General features: G+C 71.9%; 9 protein-coding genes. 2 read left to right on the forward strand and 7 right to left on the reverse strand.

Features of this window, described 5'->3' with window-relative positions; all coding sequences use genetic code 11:
* Positions 1–276 precede the first annotated feature (276 nt).
* The 7 genes from ACFXBC_RS09100 to ACFXBC_RS09130 all read right to left on the reverse strand — a co-directional run bounded on the left by ACFXBC_RS09100 (position 277) and on the right by ACFXBC_RS09130 (position 15,337).
* Positions 277–2,115, reverse strand: a complete 1,839-nt coding sequence (locus ACFXBC_RS09100; protein WP_385020532.1) for a GMC oxidoreductase — start codon at positions 2,113–2,115, stop codon at positions 277–279.
* A gap of 81 nt (positions 2,116–2,196) precedes the next feature.
* On the reverse strand, positions 2,197–3,819 hold the full coding sequence (locus ACFXBC_RS09105) for a succinic semialdehyde dehydrogenase (protein ID WP_385020534.1): 1,623 nt from the start codon (positions 3,817–3,819) through the stop codon (positions 2,197–2,199).
* Positions 3,820–3,978: 159 nt separating this feature from the next.
* Positions 3,979–5,994 (reverse strand): protein kinase, encoded by a 2,016-nt coding sequence (locus ACFXBC_RS09110; protein WP_385020537.1) that lies wholly within the window; start codon positions 5,992–5,994, stop codon positions 3,979–3,981.
* Positions 5,995–6,102: 108 nt separating this feature from the next.
* Positions 6,103–7,845, reverse strand: a complete 1,743-nt coding sequence (locus ACFXBC_RS09115; RefSeq protein WP_385020540.1) for a serine/threonine-protein kinase — start codon at positions 7,843–7,845, stop codon at positions 6,103–6,105.
* Positions 7,846–7,951: 106 nt separating this feature from the next.
* Entirely contained in the window at positions 7,952–10,915 is a 2,964-nt protein-coding gene (locus ACFXBC_RS09120; protein WP_385020543.1) for a protein kinase, read from the reverse strand.
* A 133-nt stretch (positions 10,916–11,048) separates the two neighbouring features.
* Positions 11,049–12,995 carry a protein kinase gene (locus ACFXBC_RS09125; protein WP_385020546.1) on the reverse strand — a complete coding sequence of 649 codons (1,947 nt, stop codon included), beginning with the start codon at positions 12,993–12,995 and terminating at the stop codon, positions 11,049–11,051.
* Between the two features lie 632 nt (positions 12,996–13,627).
* Positions 13,628–15,337, reverse strand: a complete 1,710-nt coding sequence (locus tag ACFXBC_RS09130) for a glycerol-3-phosphate dehydrogenase/oxidase (protein WP_385020549.1) — start codon at positions 15,335–15,337, stop codon at positions 13,628–13,630.
* A 217-nt stretch (positions 15,338–15,554) separates the two neighbouring features.
* Between ACFXBC_RS09130 and ACFXBC_RS09135 the strand changes: the two genes are divergently transcribed.
* Positions 15,555–16,805 (forward strand): nucleotide sugar dehydrogenase, encoded by a 1,251-nt coding sequence (locus ACFXBC_RS09135; RefSeq protein WP_385020552.1) that lies wholly within the window; start codon positions 15,555–15,557, stop codon positions 16,803–16,805.
* 264 nt (positions 16,806–17,069) lie between these two features.
* Entirely contained in the window at positions 17,070–17,594 is a 525-nt protein-coding gene (locus tag ACFXBC_RS09140; RefSeq protein WP_385020555.1) for a hypothetical protein, read from the forward strand.
* The last annotated feature ends 129 nt before the right edge of the window (positions 17,595–17,723 follow it).

Here is a 17,723-nt window from a genome sequence, read left to right on the forward strand (position 1 = left end):
GGGGGGGCCCTGACCCGTGTGCGCCCTCCCCGGGGCGCGTTGAGACAGCTCCACGGGCCCCTGGCTCCGTACTGCCGGGTGATGCAGGTCACACAAGGATTCCAGGGGTGCGGAAGCAACCATTCAGCGGGCCGGCCGGTCATCCATGCATAGCCACCAGTGGCCCCACCCGTGTGCGTCAGCACCACGACAGGGCCGGGCGGCGGCGTCTCGGGAGGGCTGCACTCGGAGGGGGGTGCAGCCCTCCCGCACACCACGAGCCGCCCGACAGGCAGGCTACTTCCGTGGCCCCGCGGGCTCATCGGCGCCCGCCGGCCTCTTCGGCGGAACCACCGGCACCTCCAGGAACGGCAGCCTCAGCGCGCCGAAAGCTGAAGCCGGTACGGCCGGTGACCCCGGTTCGACGGCGGCGAGACGCTCGTACGGCTCCCCCTGCGCGGGGCGCGGATCAGCGTCGCCCTTGTTGGGCCAGAACGACATGGCGCGCTCCGCCTGCGCGGTGATGGTCAGCGAAGGGTTGACGCCGAGGTTCGCCGAGACCGCCGACCCGTCGACCACGGAGATCCCCGGATGCCCGTACAGCCGGTGGTACGGGTCGATCACCCCCTCGTCGGCCGACGCACCGATCGGGCAGCCGCCCAGGAAATGGGCGGTCAGGGGGGTCCCCATCAGCTCGCCGACGTTCGACCCGGCGAAGCCGTTGATCTCCTCGGCGATCAGGGTCGCGGCCCGGGTGCCCTCGGCGATCTGCTTCGGGTTGGGCGCGCCATGGCCCTGCCTGGCCGTCAGCAGCCCCCGGCCGATTCCCCCCTGTTTGCGGTAGGTCGTCAGGGAGTTGTCCAGCGACTGCATCACCAGACCGATGATGGTCCGCTCGGACCAGCGCCGGTTGGAGAGTGAACGGGCCGTCAGCCAGGGGTGTCTGGCGACATTGCCGAGCCACCCGAGGACCCGCCTCGATCCGAAGGGCACCTGGATGATGGACATCGCGCCCATCGCGTTGGACCCCTTGCCGTACCGGACCGGCTCGATATGGGTGTTCGCGTCCGGGTGGATCGACGAGGTGATCGCGACACCCCGGGTGAAGTCGGCCTTCGGTACGCCGTGTTTCCTGCGGTAGCGGCGGTCCGTGGTCTGCGAGCCCACCAGCGCCTCGGAGTTGGTGCGGGTCAGTTCCCCGAGCTTCGGCGAAAGGCGCGGCAGCAGCCCCTGGTCCCGCATGGTGTGGAGCAGGGTCTGGGTGCCGTACGTCCCCGCGGCGACCACCACCTGCCGGGCCCGCAGCACCCGCGGCCCCTTCTTGCGGGCGTCGGTCCTGACCGTGGTGACCCGGTATCCGCCCTCGCCGTGCTCGGCTATCGCGGTCACGGAGGTCAGGGGGTGGATGACCGCGCCCGCCTTCTCCGCGAGGTAGAGGTAGTTCTCGGTGAGGGTGTTCTTCGCTCCGTGGCGGCAGCCCGTCATGCACTCGCCGCACTCGGTGCACGCCTTGCGGGAGGGGCCCGCCCCACCGAAGTAGGGGTCGTCGACGGCGCGGCCCGGCTCGGCACGCGCCGTCCCGTCCGAGTCCTCTCCGTCACCGAAGAAGACACCGACGGGCGCCAGGTGGAAGGAGTCCCCCACCCCCATCGCGTCGGCGGACGCCTTCAGATGGACGTCCGACGGCGTCATCGTCGGGTTGATCCGCACCCCGAGCATGCGCTGCGCCTGGTCGTAGTAGGGCGCCAGTTCGTCCCGCCAGTCCGTGATGGACGCCCACTGCCGGTCCTTGAAGAACGGCTCCGGCGGGACGTACAGCGTGTTGGCGTAGTTGAGGGAGCCGCCGCCGACCCCCGCGCCCGCCAGCACCATGACATTGCCGAGGAGGTGGACGCGCTGGATGCCGTAGAGGCCGAGCGCCGGGGCCCAGAGGTAGTTCCTGATGTCCCAGGAGTTCCTGGGGAGGGTGCCCGGCGTGAAGCGGCGGCCCGCCTCCAGGACGCCGACCCGGTACCCCTTCTCGGTGAGCCGCAGCGCGGTGACCGAGCCGCCGAAGCCGGAGCCGACCACCAGGACGTCGTAGTCGTACGGTGCGTCGGCCGCGTCCTCACCGCGGACAGAGTTCTCCTGTGACATGGACTCTCCTCGTGGGCAATGAGCGGGGTACGGAGCCGGACAGGGGCAGCGCAGGGGGTCAGGGCGGTCGGCAGGGCAGGGTCAGCGCAGCCGCAGGGCCTTCATCGCCCTGAGGCTGCGGCTCATGAAGGCGGCGTACTTCTCGTCGTCCATACCGAAGGACGGCGCCATCGGCATCACCCGCTGGTGGGCGACGGTCTGCGCCTCGGTGTACTTGAGGATGCCCTCCGAGCCGTGCCGGCGGCCGAGTCCCGAGTCCTTCATGCCGCCCATCGGGGACTGCACGCTGCCGTACGCGGGCGCGTACCCCTCGTTGATGTTGACCGTGCCGGTCCGCAGCCGGGTCGCGACCGCGTGACCGCGGCTTCCGCTCCTGGTCCAGACGCTCGCGTTGAGGCCGTAGGGCGTGGCGTTGGCGGTCGCGACCGCCTCGTCCTCGTCCTGGAAGCGGTAGACCGAGACCACCGGGCCGAAGGTCTCCTCATTGCAGACGGCCATCGGCGCCTCGACGCCCTCCAGGATGGTCGGCTCGTAGAAGAGCGGGCCGATGTCCGTACGGTGCACCCCGCCCGCGATCACGGTGGCGCCCTTGGAGACCGCCTCGTCCACGTGCCGCCGTACGGCCTCCAGCTGCCGTTCTCCGGCGAGGGAGCCCATGTCGGCGCCGTAGGCGAGCGAGGCGCCGAGGCGCATCGCCTTCGTGCGTGCGGCGAAACGCTCCAGGAACGCGTCGGCGACCGACTCGTGGACGTACAGCCGCTCGATGGAGATGCAGAGCTGGCCCGCCGACGAGAAGCAGGCGCGGACCGCGCCCGCGGCCGCCTTCTCGATGTCCGCGTCCTCCAGGACCAGCATGGCGTTCTTGCCGCCCAGTTCGAGGGAGACGCCGATCAGCCGGTCGGCCGCGCCACGGGCGACCTCGCGGCCGGTGCGGGTCGAGCCGGTGAAGGAGACGAAGTCGGCGCGCTTGACCAGTTCGGGTCCGATGACCGGGCCATCGCCCAGCACCACCTGGAAGACCTCGGCGGGCAGTCCGGCCTCGATGATCAGGTCCCGGGCCCAGAGCGCGGTCAGGGCGGTCTCGGTGTCCGGCTTCATCACCAGGGCGTTGCCGGAGACGAGGGCGGGCAGGGCGTCGCCGATGGAGAGCTCGAAGGGGTAGTTCCAGGGGGCGATCTGGCCCACCACACCGCGCGGCTGGCGCACCTCGGTGACCTTGGTGAACGTCGGGATCGCGCCGGTGTGCCCCTTGGGCTTGAGATACGAGGGCGCCTTGCGGCCGTAGTGGCGTGCCGCGACGGTGACGGCCTGGACCTCTTCGTGGGCGTGCAGCCTGGCCTTGCCGGTCTCCAGCTGGATGAGGTCGAGGACCTCGGCCTGCCGGGAGAGCACCAAGTCGTGGAAGCGCAGCAGGACGGCCGCCCGGGTCCGGACGGGGGTCGCGGCCCAGGCGGCCTGGGCGGCGCGGGCCCGCTCGAAGGCGGTCGCGACGTCGTCCGGGGTCGACTCGGGCAGATCGGCCAGCTTCCCGCCGGTGAACGGGGTGTGGTTGGCCGTCCGTCCGGAACCCACCACACCGCGGGTCAGCTGGGCGACCACCTCGGGGGTGACCACATCGGCCGCGGTACGCACTCCGGAAGGGGCGGGGGCGATCGGGTTCGTGCCCTGGGGGGCCGTGGCGGTGGGAGCCTGCGAGTCCGTCATGAGGGGAGGCTATGCCCCGGCGCAGCGTTTCGGTACCCATCAGTAACGCCTTTTCACGGTCCCCACATATGCCGCCAGTGATCGCTGGCGACATAACCCCTGATCAGGCGGGTTGACCGCTGGAGCCATGGCGACCATGACCAACAGCGGCCCCGGACTTCAGCGGCGGTCCGCGGTGCCACCCGCTGCCGTCGGCACGGTGAAGGAGCCGACGGCCGTGGTGAAGTGGCGTTGCGCCGTGCCGAGGCGGCCGACCGGCGCCGACACCCAGACGTCGTAGAGGCGGCCGTCCTGCTCCCAGCAGAGGTCGTACGTGTGACGGGCGCCCTCACCCCTGGAGTAACCGTTCCAGGTGAACTCCCAGAGCGCCGCCTCATGTCCGTCGTGCGTCGCCGCGGTGACGGTGCCGTCCCGGTACCCGGGGTTGGTACGGGGCCCCGCCGCGTCCGATGCGCGCTGTGTCGCCATCGGCCCGCCGCCGGGGCCGCCGTGGATCCGGATGCCGATACGGAAGACCTGCCCTGGCGTCAGGTAGTAGACGCGCTTCTCGTCGGTGGAACGGGTGGCATCGTCCGGGACGGCGAGGGAGAAGCCCCCGGGGTCGTCGGCCCTGCGGTACCCGGGCGGCGCCGGCGACGCCCGGCGGGCCGGCGTCCCCGCGGGAGTGGAACCGGGCCCCGCCGCGCGGCCCGGATGCTGCCGCGTTCCGTGGTCCGCGGTGGCCGTGGGCCCAGCGGCCGGTACGGAGGTCACGCTCCGGGACGGTGCGGCGCTGCCCGTACGATCCGCTCCCGCGCCGCCGATCCCATACAGGACGAGCCCGTACAGGACGATCCCGGCCCCGGTGACCCCGGCGGCCAGCACTCCCCCGACGAGGGCGGCCCGCCGGAGCACGGGTCGCGGGGGCCGGGACGGCAGCCCGTCGGGGAACACGGCGGCCGACCCGGCGGGGGACACGGCGGCCGACCCGGCGAGTGGCCCGGCGGCGGGAGGCGGCATCTCCGGGGTGGGTGAGGCGCCGGGGGCGGGTGCGGGATCCGGGGTGAGAGAGGCGCCTGGGGCGAGGGAGAGACCCGGGGCGGGTGCGACGTCCGGGACGGGTGGCACATTGGGGACGGGTGCGGGATCCGGGGCGGGTGCGACATTCGGGACCGGTGGCACGTTGGGGACGGGTGCGGGATCCGGGGCGGGTGCGACATTCAGGGCAGGTGGCACGTTGGGGACGGGTGCGGGATCCGGGACGGGTGCGGGGTCCGGAGTGGCTGAGGAACCGGGCGCGGCGGGGGCGCTCGGCGCGGGAGGGGCATCCTGCACAGAAGGGGTATCCGGCACGAAAGGGATGCCGCCACCAGCGCATCCCCCCACATACACCCCCAGGAGCCGCTCCGCCTCGTCCACGCCCATCCGGCGGGCCGCATCCCGTTCGAGCAGACCCAGGACGACGGGCAGCAGCGGCCCGGCCCCGGCGGGCGGGCGGATCTCATCGGTGACCACCGCGTGCACCACCCCGACCAGCGAATCCCGGTGGAAGGGCGACTCCCCGCTCAGCGCGGCACACAGCAGCGCGCCCAGCGACCAGAGGTCGGACGCGGGCCCGGCCACCGCGCCCTGCACCCGTTCCGGCGAGGTGTACTCGGGGGAGCCGAAGAACGCTCCCGGCTCGCTGATCGTGGTCGCCCCGTCGAGCCGCGCGATCCCGAAGTCGGTGAGGACCACCCGGCCGTCGCTCTCCAGCAGGACATTGCCGGGCTTGATGTCCCGGTGCAGTACGCCCCTGGCGTGCGCCGCCCGGAGCGCGCCCAGCAGCGCCACCCCGATCCGCGCGGCCTCCCGGGTGCCCACCGGGCCGTGCGCGGAGAGCCGGTCGGCCAGTGAACCGCCGACCACCAGCTCCATGACAATGTACGGGCGTTCGTCCTCGACGACCACGTCGTGGACGACGATCACATGCGGATGCTTGATCTGCGCGACCGCCCGCGCCTCACGCAGCGCCGACGCCGGGGCAGCCCCGGTCTCCGTGTTCAGCTCCTTGACGGCGACCTCCCGCCCGAGCAGCTGGTCGGTGGCCCGCCAGACCGTACCCATACCGCCGCGGCCGATCCGGTCCCCCACCAGATAACGTCCGGCGATCAGGCGGCTGTTACTCAGACGGCTGTTACGCGGATCCTGTGCCACTTGTCCCCCTACGTCCCCCGGGGGTCCATCATGCCGCACGGACGCCGCGCAGCAGCGGCGCCGGCCGGAGCATGTACGGAGACGCGCTCCGCACCGCACCGGCCGGGTTCAGCCCGGCGGCTGCCAGTAGCGCAGGATCGTGTCGAACCGGCTGCGGTCCCAGTCCTTGGCCGGCCCGCCCATGTAGATCGCGTACTCGGCCTGGCCGTGGTTCACGTTGTACATCTGGTCGATGGCCCGGCGCTTCCCCGGCTGCCCCTTGGTCTCGGTCCAGGTGAACTCCCAGAGCGCGGCGTCCTCGTCGCGGAAGTTGTTCACGTGCAGCGTGATCCGCCGGTAGTCGGGGAGACGCTTCAGCTGCGGTTCCAGGGCGAGTTCATGCAGGTAGGGGGTCGAGTAGTCCGGGCTCTTGTCGATGCTGATCCGGATGAAGTGGTTGCCGTCGTCCGGCGTGTAGTCGATCTCGTTGGAGCCGTCCATCTGACGCTTCCAGCCATTGGGCAGAACGAGACTGAAACCCTCGGGCTCGGTCACCCGGTGCCAGCCCGCCGGTATGCCTCCGCGCGGCTTGGGCTGCTGACCGCCGCCCGAGCCGCCGGTTCCCGAGGCCGTGTCGCCGCCGGAACGGCTGCCCCCGTTCCCGTACTTCATGATGCCGAAGCCGACCCCGGCACCGATGACCACGGCGAGCGCGAGGACCAGGGCCCCGGTCCGTATCCGGCGCCGCTTCCGCCCGGCGGGGCCGGCCGGGGACGGAGCACCGGCCCCGGAACCCGGCGCGGTCCCGGGCGCGGTGGCGGGCCCGGCGGCCGGCACGGTCCCGAGTGCGGGTGCGGACAGGGCCGTGGATGCCGCTGCCGGTATCTCCGCCGGTATCGCCTCCGGTACGGGCGGGGCAGCCGCCTGTCCGGCGGGCGCATCCGCACCGGACGGCATACTGATCCGGCTCGTGGGTGTGGCGTCCTGGAGCATGCCCTCGGCGACCAGCTGCGTCGGGACGTACGCCTCGGCCTGCCGCGGCTTGCGCCCCTCCATCGCGTCGAGCAGCATGCGCTCCGCCTCGGCGGGTCCCGGCCGTTCCGCGGGGTCCTTGCGCAGCAGTCCGGTGATGACGGGGGTGAGCGGCCCGGCCCGGGTGAGCTTCGGCGGCTCGTCGTTGACGACGGCCTGGAGTGTGGAGATCGGCGAGGTGCGGCGGAAGGGCGAGCGCTCCTCGACGGCGGTGAAGAGCGTGGCGCCCAGCGACCAGAGGTCGGACGCGGGGCCGGGCTCCTCGCCGTACACCCGCTCCGGGGCCAGGTAGTCGATGGAGCCGACGATCTCGCCGGTCCTGGTGATCTCCGAGTCGCCCTCGATCGCGGCGATGCCGAAGTCGGTGATGAGGACCCGGCTGTCGTGGGCGAGCAGCACGTTGCCCGGTTTCACATCGCGGTGGAGTACCCCCGCCGCGTGCGCGGCGCGCAGCGCTCCCAGCACATGCAGTCCCACCCGGGCGGCCTCGCGGGGGGCGAGCGCGCCCGACTCCTTGACCACGTCGGCAAGTGACGGGCCGTCGATGTACTCCATGACGATCCACGGCCGGTCGTCGAACTCGATGACGTCATGGACGGTGACGACCCCGGGATGGTTGATGCGCGCGGCCGCCCGCGCTTCCTTCTGCGTCCTGGCGTGCAGGACGGCCCGGTCGGCCTCCGACACGTACAGACCGGCCGTCAGTTCTTTGACGGCGACGGTCCGGTGCAGCACCTCGTCGTGAGCCCGCCAGACCTTGCCCATGCCGCCGCGACCGATGAGTTCGCCCAGCCGATAACGACCGGCGAGCACCAAGTCCGCGTTGTGAGTGTGTTCCACGTGCCCCTGTCCGTTCCCTTGGCTGCCAGGTTACGGACGGATATTCGGTCTTGGAACCTCGGGGCGGGCCGTGATACCGCACTGTGACGGGAATCGCGCAGTCCTCTCACTTCACCGTTCGGTAGGTGGCCACGGCCTGTTCATAGATTTCGGTGACCTTGTCCCGCTGCGCTTCGGGGCCGATGACCTGCACGATGTGGTAGCGGCCCGCGATAATCATGGCCACATTACGGACGTACACCTCGCGCCCGCTGCTGTCCTGCCAGGTGAACTGTCCTTCGGCCATGGCCTGCTTGCCGACGTCTATCCGGCGCAGCCCCGAAGCGGACGACCACGTGGAGTCACGGAACGGCTTGAGCTCCCGTTCCTTGTTGCGCTGGTACGCCATCGGATCGGCGCCGTCGTCCTTGACGCTGTCGCGGCCGGGGACGACGACGAGTTCGAAATCGCCGCCGATGAAACGCACCTGACCCGCGTCGTTGACGGGCCTGCGCTCCCAGTCCTTGGCCACCGCCACCTGAAACCCTTCGGGGTCCTTACGGACGGCGTAACCGGCCGCGGGGCCACCGCTGTCGGGCTCCGTGCCCTGCGGCGACCGGGGTGTCCCGGCCGACGCGGACTGCGGGGAGCCCTGCTGCGGCGAGCCCTGCTGCCCGGACGCCGAACCGGTCGGTACGGAGGCAGGCGCACCGCTGCCGCCCCGCGCGGAGTCGTCGGCCTTCGGCATGAACTTCAGCGCGTACACGAGGGCGGCGACCAGAACGACCAGGATGACGACGAGCAGTGTCCGCCCGAGCGAGCGCGGCTTCGCGTCCGGCCGGGGCTGTCCGCCTCCCGGCGCGTGCCTTTCGGACGGGCCCGCCGCAACGGAGTGCATGGGCTGCGCCGACTCCACCGGGCGGAGGGGTCCGGCCGGGCCCTGCTCTCTTCGCCTTCCACTCCTGCGCTGCTGGCGGTGGCGGCCGTGTACGCCGTCCGCACCCGGGTTGCGGCGGCGACGGCGGACCAGCTCGCCCCTGCGGCGCTTGATCGGCAGCCGGGTGGCGTCGGCGGGCGGGACGGGCACGATCCCCTGCCCGGCGTCGGGCTCGGGCGCCGACCGCACCAGCGAGCGGAGCCAGCCGCGCAGCTCCTCTATCTCCGGGCGCTCCGTGGGGTCCTGACGCAGCAGCGACTCCACGACGGGCCGCAGCGGACCGCACTCCTCGGCGTACGCGGGAGGCTCGGCGCAGACCAGCTGGACGAGTTCGGCCGCGCTCTCCTCCGGGTACGGGGCATGGCCCTGGACGGCCCGGAAGAGCAGCGCGCCCAGCGCCCACAGATCGGTGGCGGGCCCGACCGGCGCCGCGAGCTGCCAGTTGCCGTGGACAGGGCCGGCCTGCTCGGGCGCCCACCGTTCGGTGACGGCGCCCACAACGGTGATACGGGCCTGCCGGGCCCGCTCGGCGGCAAGCGGCGTCCTGGGCCCCCGAGGCGCGGGCACCGTGGCCCCCGCCGGGCCCTGCCCCCAACCGTCCGGCACGGCGACGGCGGTGTGGGGGGCGAGGGGAGCCTGGGGAGCCTGGGGAGCCTGGACATCCCGGTTCCAGGCACCGTGGTCCTGCGGGTCGCGATCGTGCCCGTCACGGATCTGAGCATCACGGATCGACGCATCGCCATCCCGGGCATCACGATCAAAGGCCTCACGGTCATGGGCACCGCGCAGGTCGTCGCCACGCAGGTCCTCGGGGCGCATGGTGTCGGGGCGCATGCCGTTCCCCGCGCCGGAACGCGGCTGCGCTCCATGCCAGAAGTCCGCCGGTCCCTGCGATCCCTGCGACCCGGCCGGTCCCTGCGATCCCGGCGACCCGGCCGGTCCCTGCGATCCCGGCGACCCGGCCGGTTCCGGCACCCCCGGCGAGCCCTGTCTCCCGGCCTGCGAAGGATCGGACGCGGGGCGCTGCACGGGGAACCCCCCGCTGTCGTCGCCCCGCCCGTCCTCACTGACGCGTGCCGCAGCCCGCGCCCCGGCGCGGTAGGCCGCTATGGCCCCGGCCCGCGCGGCACGGACATCCCCCGCCGAAACGGCGTCGTCACCACCCCTGGGCCCGGGCAGGCCCGGGCCGCCCGGTCCTCCCTGGGTGTGGGGTGTGTGAGGCGTACGGGGTGTGCGGGACGTCGGCGACGTCGTGTTCTGCGCCTGGTCGTACACCGCGCCGAGCGGCTGCCCCGGCCGCTCGTCCTGGGTGTAGCCGGGCGGCAGCCCCGGTCCGGCCGGGAGCGCCTGTGTACCGGACGCCTGTGTACCGGAAGGACGTTGCTGCACCGTCAGCGCCCGGCCGGTATCCGCTCCTGGCGCGGCCGAGGGCTCGGACGTGGGGCGTCCGCCTCGGGTATCCCCGCCGCTGCCCCCTCCACCGACCGCCGGCTGCGCTAAGTCGTCGGCCGGCACCGGGTCATAACCGCACAGCGCCTCCTCGGCCGCTCCGGCTGCCAGCCCCGTCAGGACCACGCGGCCGTCGTCGCAGACCAGCACCGTACGGGTGGTGATGTTGCGGTGGGTCCAGCCGTGGGCGTGCAGCACACGCAGCGCGGTGAGCACGTCGGACGCGATCTCCGCCGCGCGGTACGGGTTCAGGGGGCGCTCGGCGAGCATCACGGCCAGCGGGGTGGCCTCGACCAGTTCGCTGACCACCCAGAGCGAACCGCCCTCGGCGAAGACGTCGAAGACCTGGTCCAGCCGGGGATGGTCGGGAATCTGCGCTGCGGACTGCGCCGCCTCCATGGCCCGCCGTACCGCGGGATCGGCGGGCATGCGGGTGGTACGGGCCGACGCGCCCCGCGCATCGGACACCCCGTGCCCCGCCCCGCCCCCTGGCCAGGTACCCGGCCCCGCCCCGAAGCTTGCCCCCGAGCCGGTCTCGTCGAGCATCTCCGCGTCCACGACCTCCGGCAGCGGCACCTGCCGGACCAGGACTTCCTGTCCGCTGTAGGTGTCGAACGCCCGGACCTCCGCGGGCTCGAACTCGTCGCCGGACAGCAGCGGAAGGCGGTAGCGATCGGCAAGGACCCTTCCCGCGTACTCGTCCACGACGCCTCCCCGGAGCGCGCTGTTCCCTGGTCTCGGGGACCGCATCCATCCGTATCAATCCGTCAAATACGGTCGATTACAGGCCCATTGCGGCTGCGTACGGTCCGCGTCCTCTCACAATACGTGTCCTGAGTCACTTCTTGGGAGCGAATGTCTTGAACGCCGTATTACGCAGCGTGGTGCACTCGCCGCCGTCCCATTCGCTCGCCTTGCAGCTGACCATGATGGAGTAGCCGCTCTTGGCGTCCACCTTGAATCCCCTGTTCAGCACCCGGACCCGCTGACCGTTCTGGTCACGCTCGAACGACCAGTCCGCGACCGTCGGATAGCCGTTGTACTCGACCTTGTGTATGCCGAGGTGCTTGTAACCGCCGACGCTGGCCGACAGACCGCCGACCGCGGCCTTCCAGGCAGCAGCGGCGTCATCCTTGGGCGAGCCGTTGAAGTCGATCTGCACACGCGGGAAGCCGCCCCGGGACTTGTTGTAGATCCCGCCCGAACTCACCCCCGCTATGGCCGTGCGGTGAAACCCGGCAGGCATCGCCATCGTGAAGTGGAACCGACCGTCCGTCACCTTCTTGTACCCGCTGGGCAGCGCATCACCGTCGGGCTGCTTGGACGGCTCGTCGTCGGACGAAGGCGTAGCACTCCCGCTGCTCTGCCCCTTGCCCTGATCGCCGTTCTTGCCCTGGTCGTCCGTCTTCCCGCTGTCCGTGCCCTTGCCGTCGTTCTTGCCGTCGTTCTTGCCGTCGCTCCCGGCCGTCGCACCACTCGAAGCGCTCTTGTCACCTGGGGACTTGCTCTGATTGCCCTTGTCGCCCCCGCCGAGCGCGAAGGCGAGGACGGTTCCGAGCACCGCGAGTGCCACAACGGCCGCGATTATCACCAGGGTGCGGCGCGGCACGACATCGGTGATCGGCGCCCTGACCCGGGCGGGCGGCCCGGCGGGTGCGGTGGCGGGCTTGGCCGGAGCAGGCTCGGACCTGGCGTTCCGTACGGAGTTCAGCGCACCGCGCACCCGGTCGGCCGCCGCGGTGTCCCTGACCTTCTGCGGCCAGGCTTCCTTGCCGGACCTGGACTCCTTGGCAGCCCTCGGCTCCTTGGTGAGTTTCGCGGGTTTCGCCGGTCTGGACTCCCCCGCGCCCGGCTTCCCCGCGCCCTTGGGCTCCTCGGGGACCGGCGGCAGCGGCACGACACGCGTCGCGTCCGCCGCGGGCTCGGCGGCCGGTTCCGGCACCTTCGGGGCGTGGATCACGTCATTCAGCAGCCGCCGGGCGCCCGCGTCGTCGAGACGCTGGGCCGGGTCCTTGGCGAGCAGACCGTAGATGACCTCCGAGAGGGCGCCCGCGTTCTTCGGCGGGTCCAGCGGTTCGGTCATCACCGCGGTGAGGGTCGCGATGGCCGACCCCTTGTCGTACGGCGGCACACCCTCGACGCTCGCGTACAGCAGGCCGCCCAGCGACCACAGGTCGGCCGGCGGGCCTGGCTTGTGGCCGCGGGCCCGCTCGGGCGAGATGTACGAGGGGGCGCCGACCAGCATTCCGGTCGAGGTCACCGACGGGTCGCCCTCGACCTGCGCGATCCCGAAGTCGGTCAGCACGACCCGGCCGTCCTCGGCGATCAGCACATTGGACGGCTTCACATCGCGGTGCAGGATGCCCTCACGGTGCGCGAGGCGCAGCACGTCGAGGATCGCGAGGCCCACTTCGGCCGCGCGGACCGGCGTGAGGGCGCCCTTCTCCCGTACCAACTCGGCCAGGGAACAGCCCTCGACCAGCTCCATGACGATCCACGGACGGTCGTCCTCGTCCACCACGTCGTAGACGGTGACCGCTCCGTTGTTACGGATACGGGCGATCGCCTTGGCCTCGCGCAGCGTACGCGTCACGAGCCTGCGCTTCTCGTCCTCGTCGATGGCTGAGGGGAAACGCAGTTCCTTCACCGCGACGGTGCGGCCGAGTGTCTCGTCCACCGCCCGCCAGACGGTGCCCATGCCGCCCTTGCCGAGCACACCCCCAAGCCGGTACCGCCCAGCCAGGAGGCGCCCCTTGGTGTCCTTCGCCTGCTCCGCCTCCGACATGCGTCCCCTCTGCGTTCAACCCGCCCTGGCAGAGCGTTCATTGTCTCTCACTCCGGCACCGATGATGGTGCCGGGTCCGTGGGCGACCATCATGGGCCATGCGGGAGGCGTTTCCTGCCACGCGGGCGCCGCACCCGCCGCCCGCCACCGCGGCGTATCCCGGTACCGCCCGGCCGCACCGCCCCACTTTCTGCCCGTCCCTGCCCGGAGAACCCGAGGTCACACAGGCACTCGGCCTCTTCAGACCTCACGCACCATCACCCGGGCACACTCCCCGACGTGGACTCCCGGCCCACCCGAAACCTCCTCCCTCTCTCGATCCGCCCCTCAGTACGCCCCCGGCCCGCTCCAGTTGAACCCTGAGCCCACCAGGCCGGGCCTCCCCCGCCCCGGTACGGCCGGGCCCCTCCCCGACCGTACCGACTCCGGCCAGACAGCCCCGGCCCCACCGACTCCGGCCGACCGGTCCAGACGACCACCCCACCGACTCCGGCCCACCGGTCCAGACCAACCACCCCAGCCCCACCGGCCCTGCGCAGTCCCAGTCCCAGTCCCACCGGCCCAGCCCAGACCAACACCCCGCCCCACCGGCCCCAGCGGCACCCGCCCTGGCACAGCCCGGCCCCGCCGCCTCACTCCAGCGGCACGATGTCCGGCGCCCCCAGCCGGGCCGCGTCCGCCGTCAGGTCGTCCGGCTGGCGCTGCGACTCACGTTCCGCCTCGACCCGCTTCTCGTAGTGTTCGACCTCCGCCTCGATACGGCTCTTGTCCCAGCCCAGCACCGGGGCCATGAGCGCGGCCACCTCCCGTGCGCTGCGCGTGCCCCGGTCGAACGTCTCGATCGAGATCCGGGTACGCCGGGTGAGTACGTCGTCCAGGTGCCTGGCCCCTTCGTGCGAGGCCGCGTACACGACCTCCGCCCGCAGGTAGTCGTCAGCGCCGCCCAGCGGTTCACCCAGTGAGGGGTCCTCGGTGATCAGGTCGAGGACCTCCTGGGTCATCGCGCCGAAGCGGTTCAGCAGGTGTTCCACCCGGGCCACGTGCAGGCCCGTCCGCTTCGCGATGCGCGCCCGCGCGTTCCACAGGGCGTTGTACCCCTCGGCTCCGATCAGCGGCACGTTCTCGGTGACACATTCGGCGACCCGCTCGTCCAGCCCGTGCACCGCCTCGTCCACCGCGTCCTTCGCCATCACCCGGTACGTCGTGTACTTCCCGCCCGCGACGACCACCAGGCCCGGTACCGGATGGGCCACCGTGTGCTCCCGGGAGAGCTTGCTGGTCGCATCGGACTCCCCGGCCAGCAGGGGCCGCAGACCGGCGTACACACCCTGCACGTCGTCCCGCGTCAACGGCACACCCAGCACCGAGTTGACGTGTTCCAGCAGATAGTCGATGTCCGCGCTGGACGCGGCCGGATGCGCCTTGTCGAGGTCCCAGTCCGTGTCCGTGGTGCCGACGATCCAGTGGCGCCCCCACGGGATGACGAAGAGCACCGACTTCTCGGTGCGCAGGATGAGCCCCGTCGTCGAGTGGATCCGGTCCTTCGGTACGACCAGGTGGATCCCCTTCGACGCCCGCACATGGAACTGCCCGCGCTCGGCGATCAGCCCCTGGGTGTCGTCCGTCCACACCCCGGTGGCGTTGACGACCTGCTTGGCGCGGATCTCGTACTCCCCGCCGCCCTCGGAGTCCTGCACCCGCGCGCCGACGACCCGCTCACCCTCCCGCAGGAATCCCGTCACCTTGGCCCGGTTCGCCACCAGCGCGCCGTAGCTCGCGGCCGTCCGCACCAGCGTCGCCACATGGCGTGCGTCGTCCACCTGTGCGTCGTAGTACTGCAAGGCGCCGACCAGCGCGTCCTTCTTCAGCGCGGGCGCCAGCCGCAGGGCGTGCTTACGGGTCAGATGCCGGTGCAGCGGAAGCCCCCGGCCGTGGCCCGACGAGACCGACATCGCGTCGTACAGCGCGACCCCCGAGCCCGCGTACCAGCGTTCCCAGCCCTTGTGCTGCAGCGGATACAGGAAGGGGACCGGCTTCACCAAGTGGGGTGCGAGCCGCTCCAGGAGCAGTCCGCGCTCCTTCAGCGCCTCCCGTACGAGAGCGAAGTCGAGCATCTCCAGATAGCGCAGGCCGCCGTGGATGAGCTTGCTCGACCGGCTCGATGTGCCCGATGCCCAGTCCCTCGCTTCGACCAGGCCGGTCGCCAGGCCGCGCGTCGCGGCGTCCAGCGCCGTGCCCGCGCCGACCACGCCGCCCCCCACGACCAGTACGTCCAGTTCACGCTCGGCCATCCCGGCGAGCGCCTGTACGCGCTCCTCGGGCCCCAGTGTCGCTGTCCTCACTGCTGCCTCCCGTTGATCAGGCCGCCGAAGCGGTGTCCGGTGCACCCTCGATTCTGTCCGCGATCTCCCACTTCAGCCACCGCCTGTGGACAACACACGGACACCCCGGCCCGCCCAATACCGCAAATCGGTCATATTTACTCCTAACCTGACATTGCTCTGTCCACAGGACTTGCGCACTCGTCCCCCTCCGGCTATTGGGAAGGACGGATCACCCATGCCCGCAGATCTCGCCGTGATCGGACTCGGCCACCTCGGCCTGCCGCTCGCCCAGGCCGCCGTCGCCACCGGCCTCGTCACCATCGGTTACGACACCGACCCCCGCCGGCTGCTGCAACTCGCCGCCGGCCACACCCCCGTCGACGGCTCCCTCAGCGCGGCCGACATCCGCCGGATGCTCTCGGGGGGCTTCCGGCCCGTCACCGATCCGGCCGAACTGGGCCGGGTCCGTACCGCCGTCATCTGCGCGCCCACCCCCCTGGGCGAGGACCGGGCACTCGACCTGGCCCCCGTCACCGACGCTACCCGGGCCCTCGCCGCCAGGCTGCGCCCGCACACCACGGTGATCGTCGAATCGGCCGTCTACCCGGGCACCACGGAGGAAATCCTGCGCCCCCTCCTCGAAGAGGGCTCAGGACTCAGGGCCGGCCGGGACTTCCACCTCGCGTACTCCCCCAGCCGCCTCGACCCGGGCAACCGGACCCACTCCTACGCGGCGACACCCAAGGTCATCGGCGGTCTGACCCCCGCCTGCACCGAATCCGCCGCGGCCTTCTACGGCCGGTTGAGTGACAAGGTCGTACGGGCACGCGGCCCCCGCGAAGCCGAAATGACCAAACTGCTCGAAACCAACTACCGGCACGTCAATATCGCCCTCGTCAACGAGATGGCCGTGCTCTGCCACGAGCTGGGCGTCGACCTCTGGGACGTCATCCGCTGCGCCGAGACGAAACCCTTCGGCTTCCAGCCGTTCCGGCCCGGCCCCGGTGTGGGCGGCCACGGCGTACCCGTCGACACCGCGGGACCGCCGCACACCGTCCGCCCGCTGCGCATGGTCGAACTCGCCCAGCAGGTCAACGACCGGATGCCGCAGTACGTCATCCAGCGCTGCGCCACCCTCCTCAACGAGCACGGCAAGTCGGCACGCGGCGCCCGCGTCCTGCTGCTCGGCGTCACCTACAAGCCCGATCTCGCCGACCGGCAGAACTCCCCGGCCGGCGAGATCGCCCGCCGGCTGATGGATCTGGGCGCGTCGGTGAGCTACCACGACCCGTACGTCCCGGACTGGCGCATCCGCGACCTCCCGGTCCCCCGCGCGGACTCCCTCTACGAGGCGGCGGCGGGCGCGGATCTGACCGTGCTGCTCCAGCACCACCGCACATACGACCTCCAGGGGCTCGCGGTGAAGGCCCAGCTCCTGCTGGACACCAGAGGGGCCACCCCGGTGGGAGCCGCCCACCGGCTCTGACCCCCGCCCGCGCCGCCGGGCGCACGGCCTGGCGCGGATATCAGGCGCGGATGTCAGGCGCGGATGTCAGGCATGAACATCCGGCGCGGACGCCGGGCCCGAATGCCCGGCGTGGGTATCCGGCATGAACGTCCGGCGCGGATTGTCCGGTGTGAATTTCCTGTGTGGATGTCGGTGGGGACTGTTAACGTGCGGCGTTCGCTTCTCGCACAACCGTGCGCATCTTCCGCGACCGTGCGTTTCTGTCCCAGGGGGGACCCCGACATGACCCAGCCAGCGCCACCGCCCCAGACACCGGATCCGTCCTCGGACGGGCTGCCGCCGCAGCCGCAGCCCCAGCCCCAGCCCCCGGGCTTCGGCTACCCGATGGCTCCCCAGGCCGCCCCGGCCAGGGTCAACATCGCCGGCGGCATCGTGGCCGCCGTGCTCACCGCCCTGGTGGCGGGCGCGGCGTACGGCGGTGTCATCGGCGCCACCAAGCACGAGTTCGGATACGCGGCGATCGCCGTGGGCTTCCTCATCGGTTTCGCCGCGGGCAAGGTGGGCGGCGACCATGTCGGGCTCGCAGCCGTCGGCGCCGTCCTGGCGCTTGCGTCCGTCTACTTCGGGCAGCTGCTCGGCGAGGCGGTCATCGCGTCCAAGCAGCTCCAGGTCTCCGTGTCCGAGCTGTTCTTCCAGCACTTCGGATGGCTCAACGAAGCCTGGCGGGCCGACGGGAACTTCCTCAGCTACCTCTTCATAGCGATCGCCGTGGGAGCGTCCTTCGCGGGCATGAAGCGCGCCCTCTGACGGCGCCGCCCGCTCGCGCGCACCCGACGCGCGGCGCAGCGGAAGGGGGGGGGGCGCGCGGGGCCGCCGCGCGCCCCCCCCCCGGCGCGCCCGGCGCCGCCCGCCCCCCCCCCCCGCCCCCCCCCCCGC

Origin of the sequence: Streptomyces sp. NPDC059398 (genome assembly GCF_042751845.1) — a bacterium.
GTDB lineage: Bacteria > Actinomycetota > Actinomycetes > Streptomycetales > Streptomycetaceae > Streptomyces.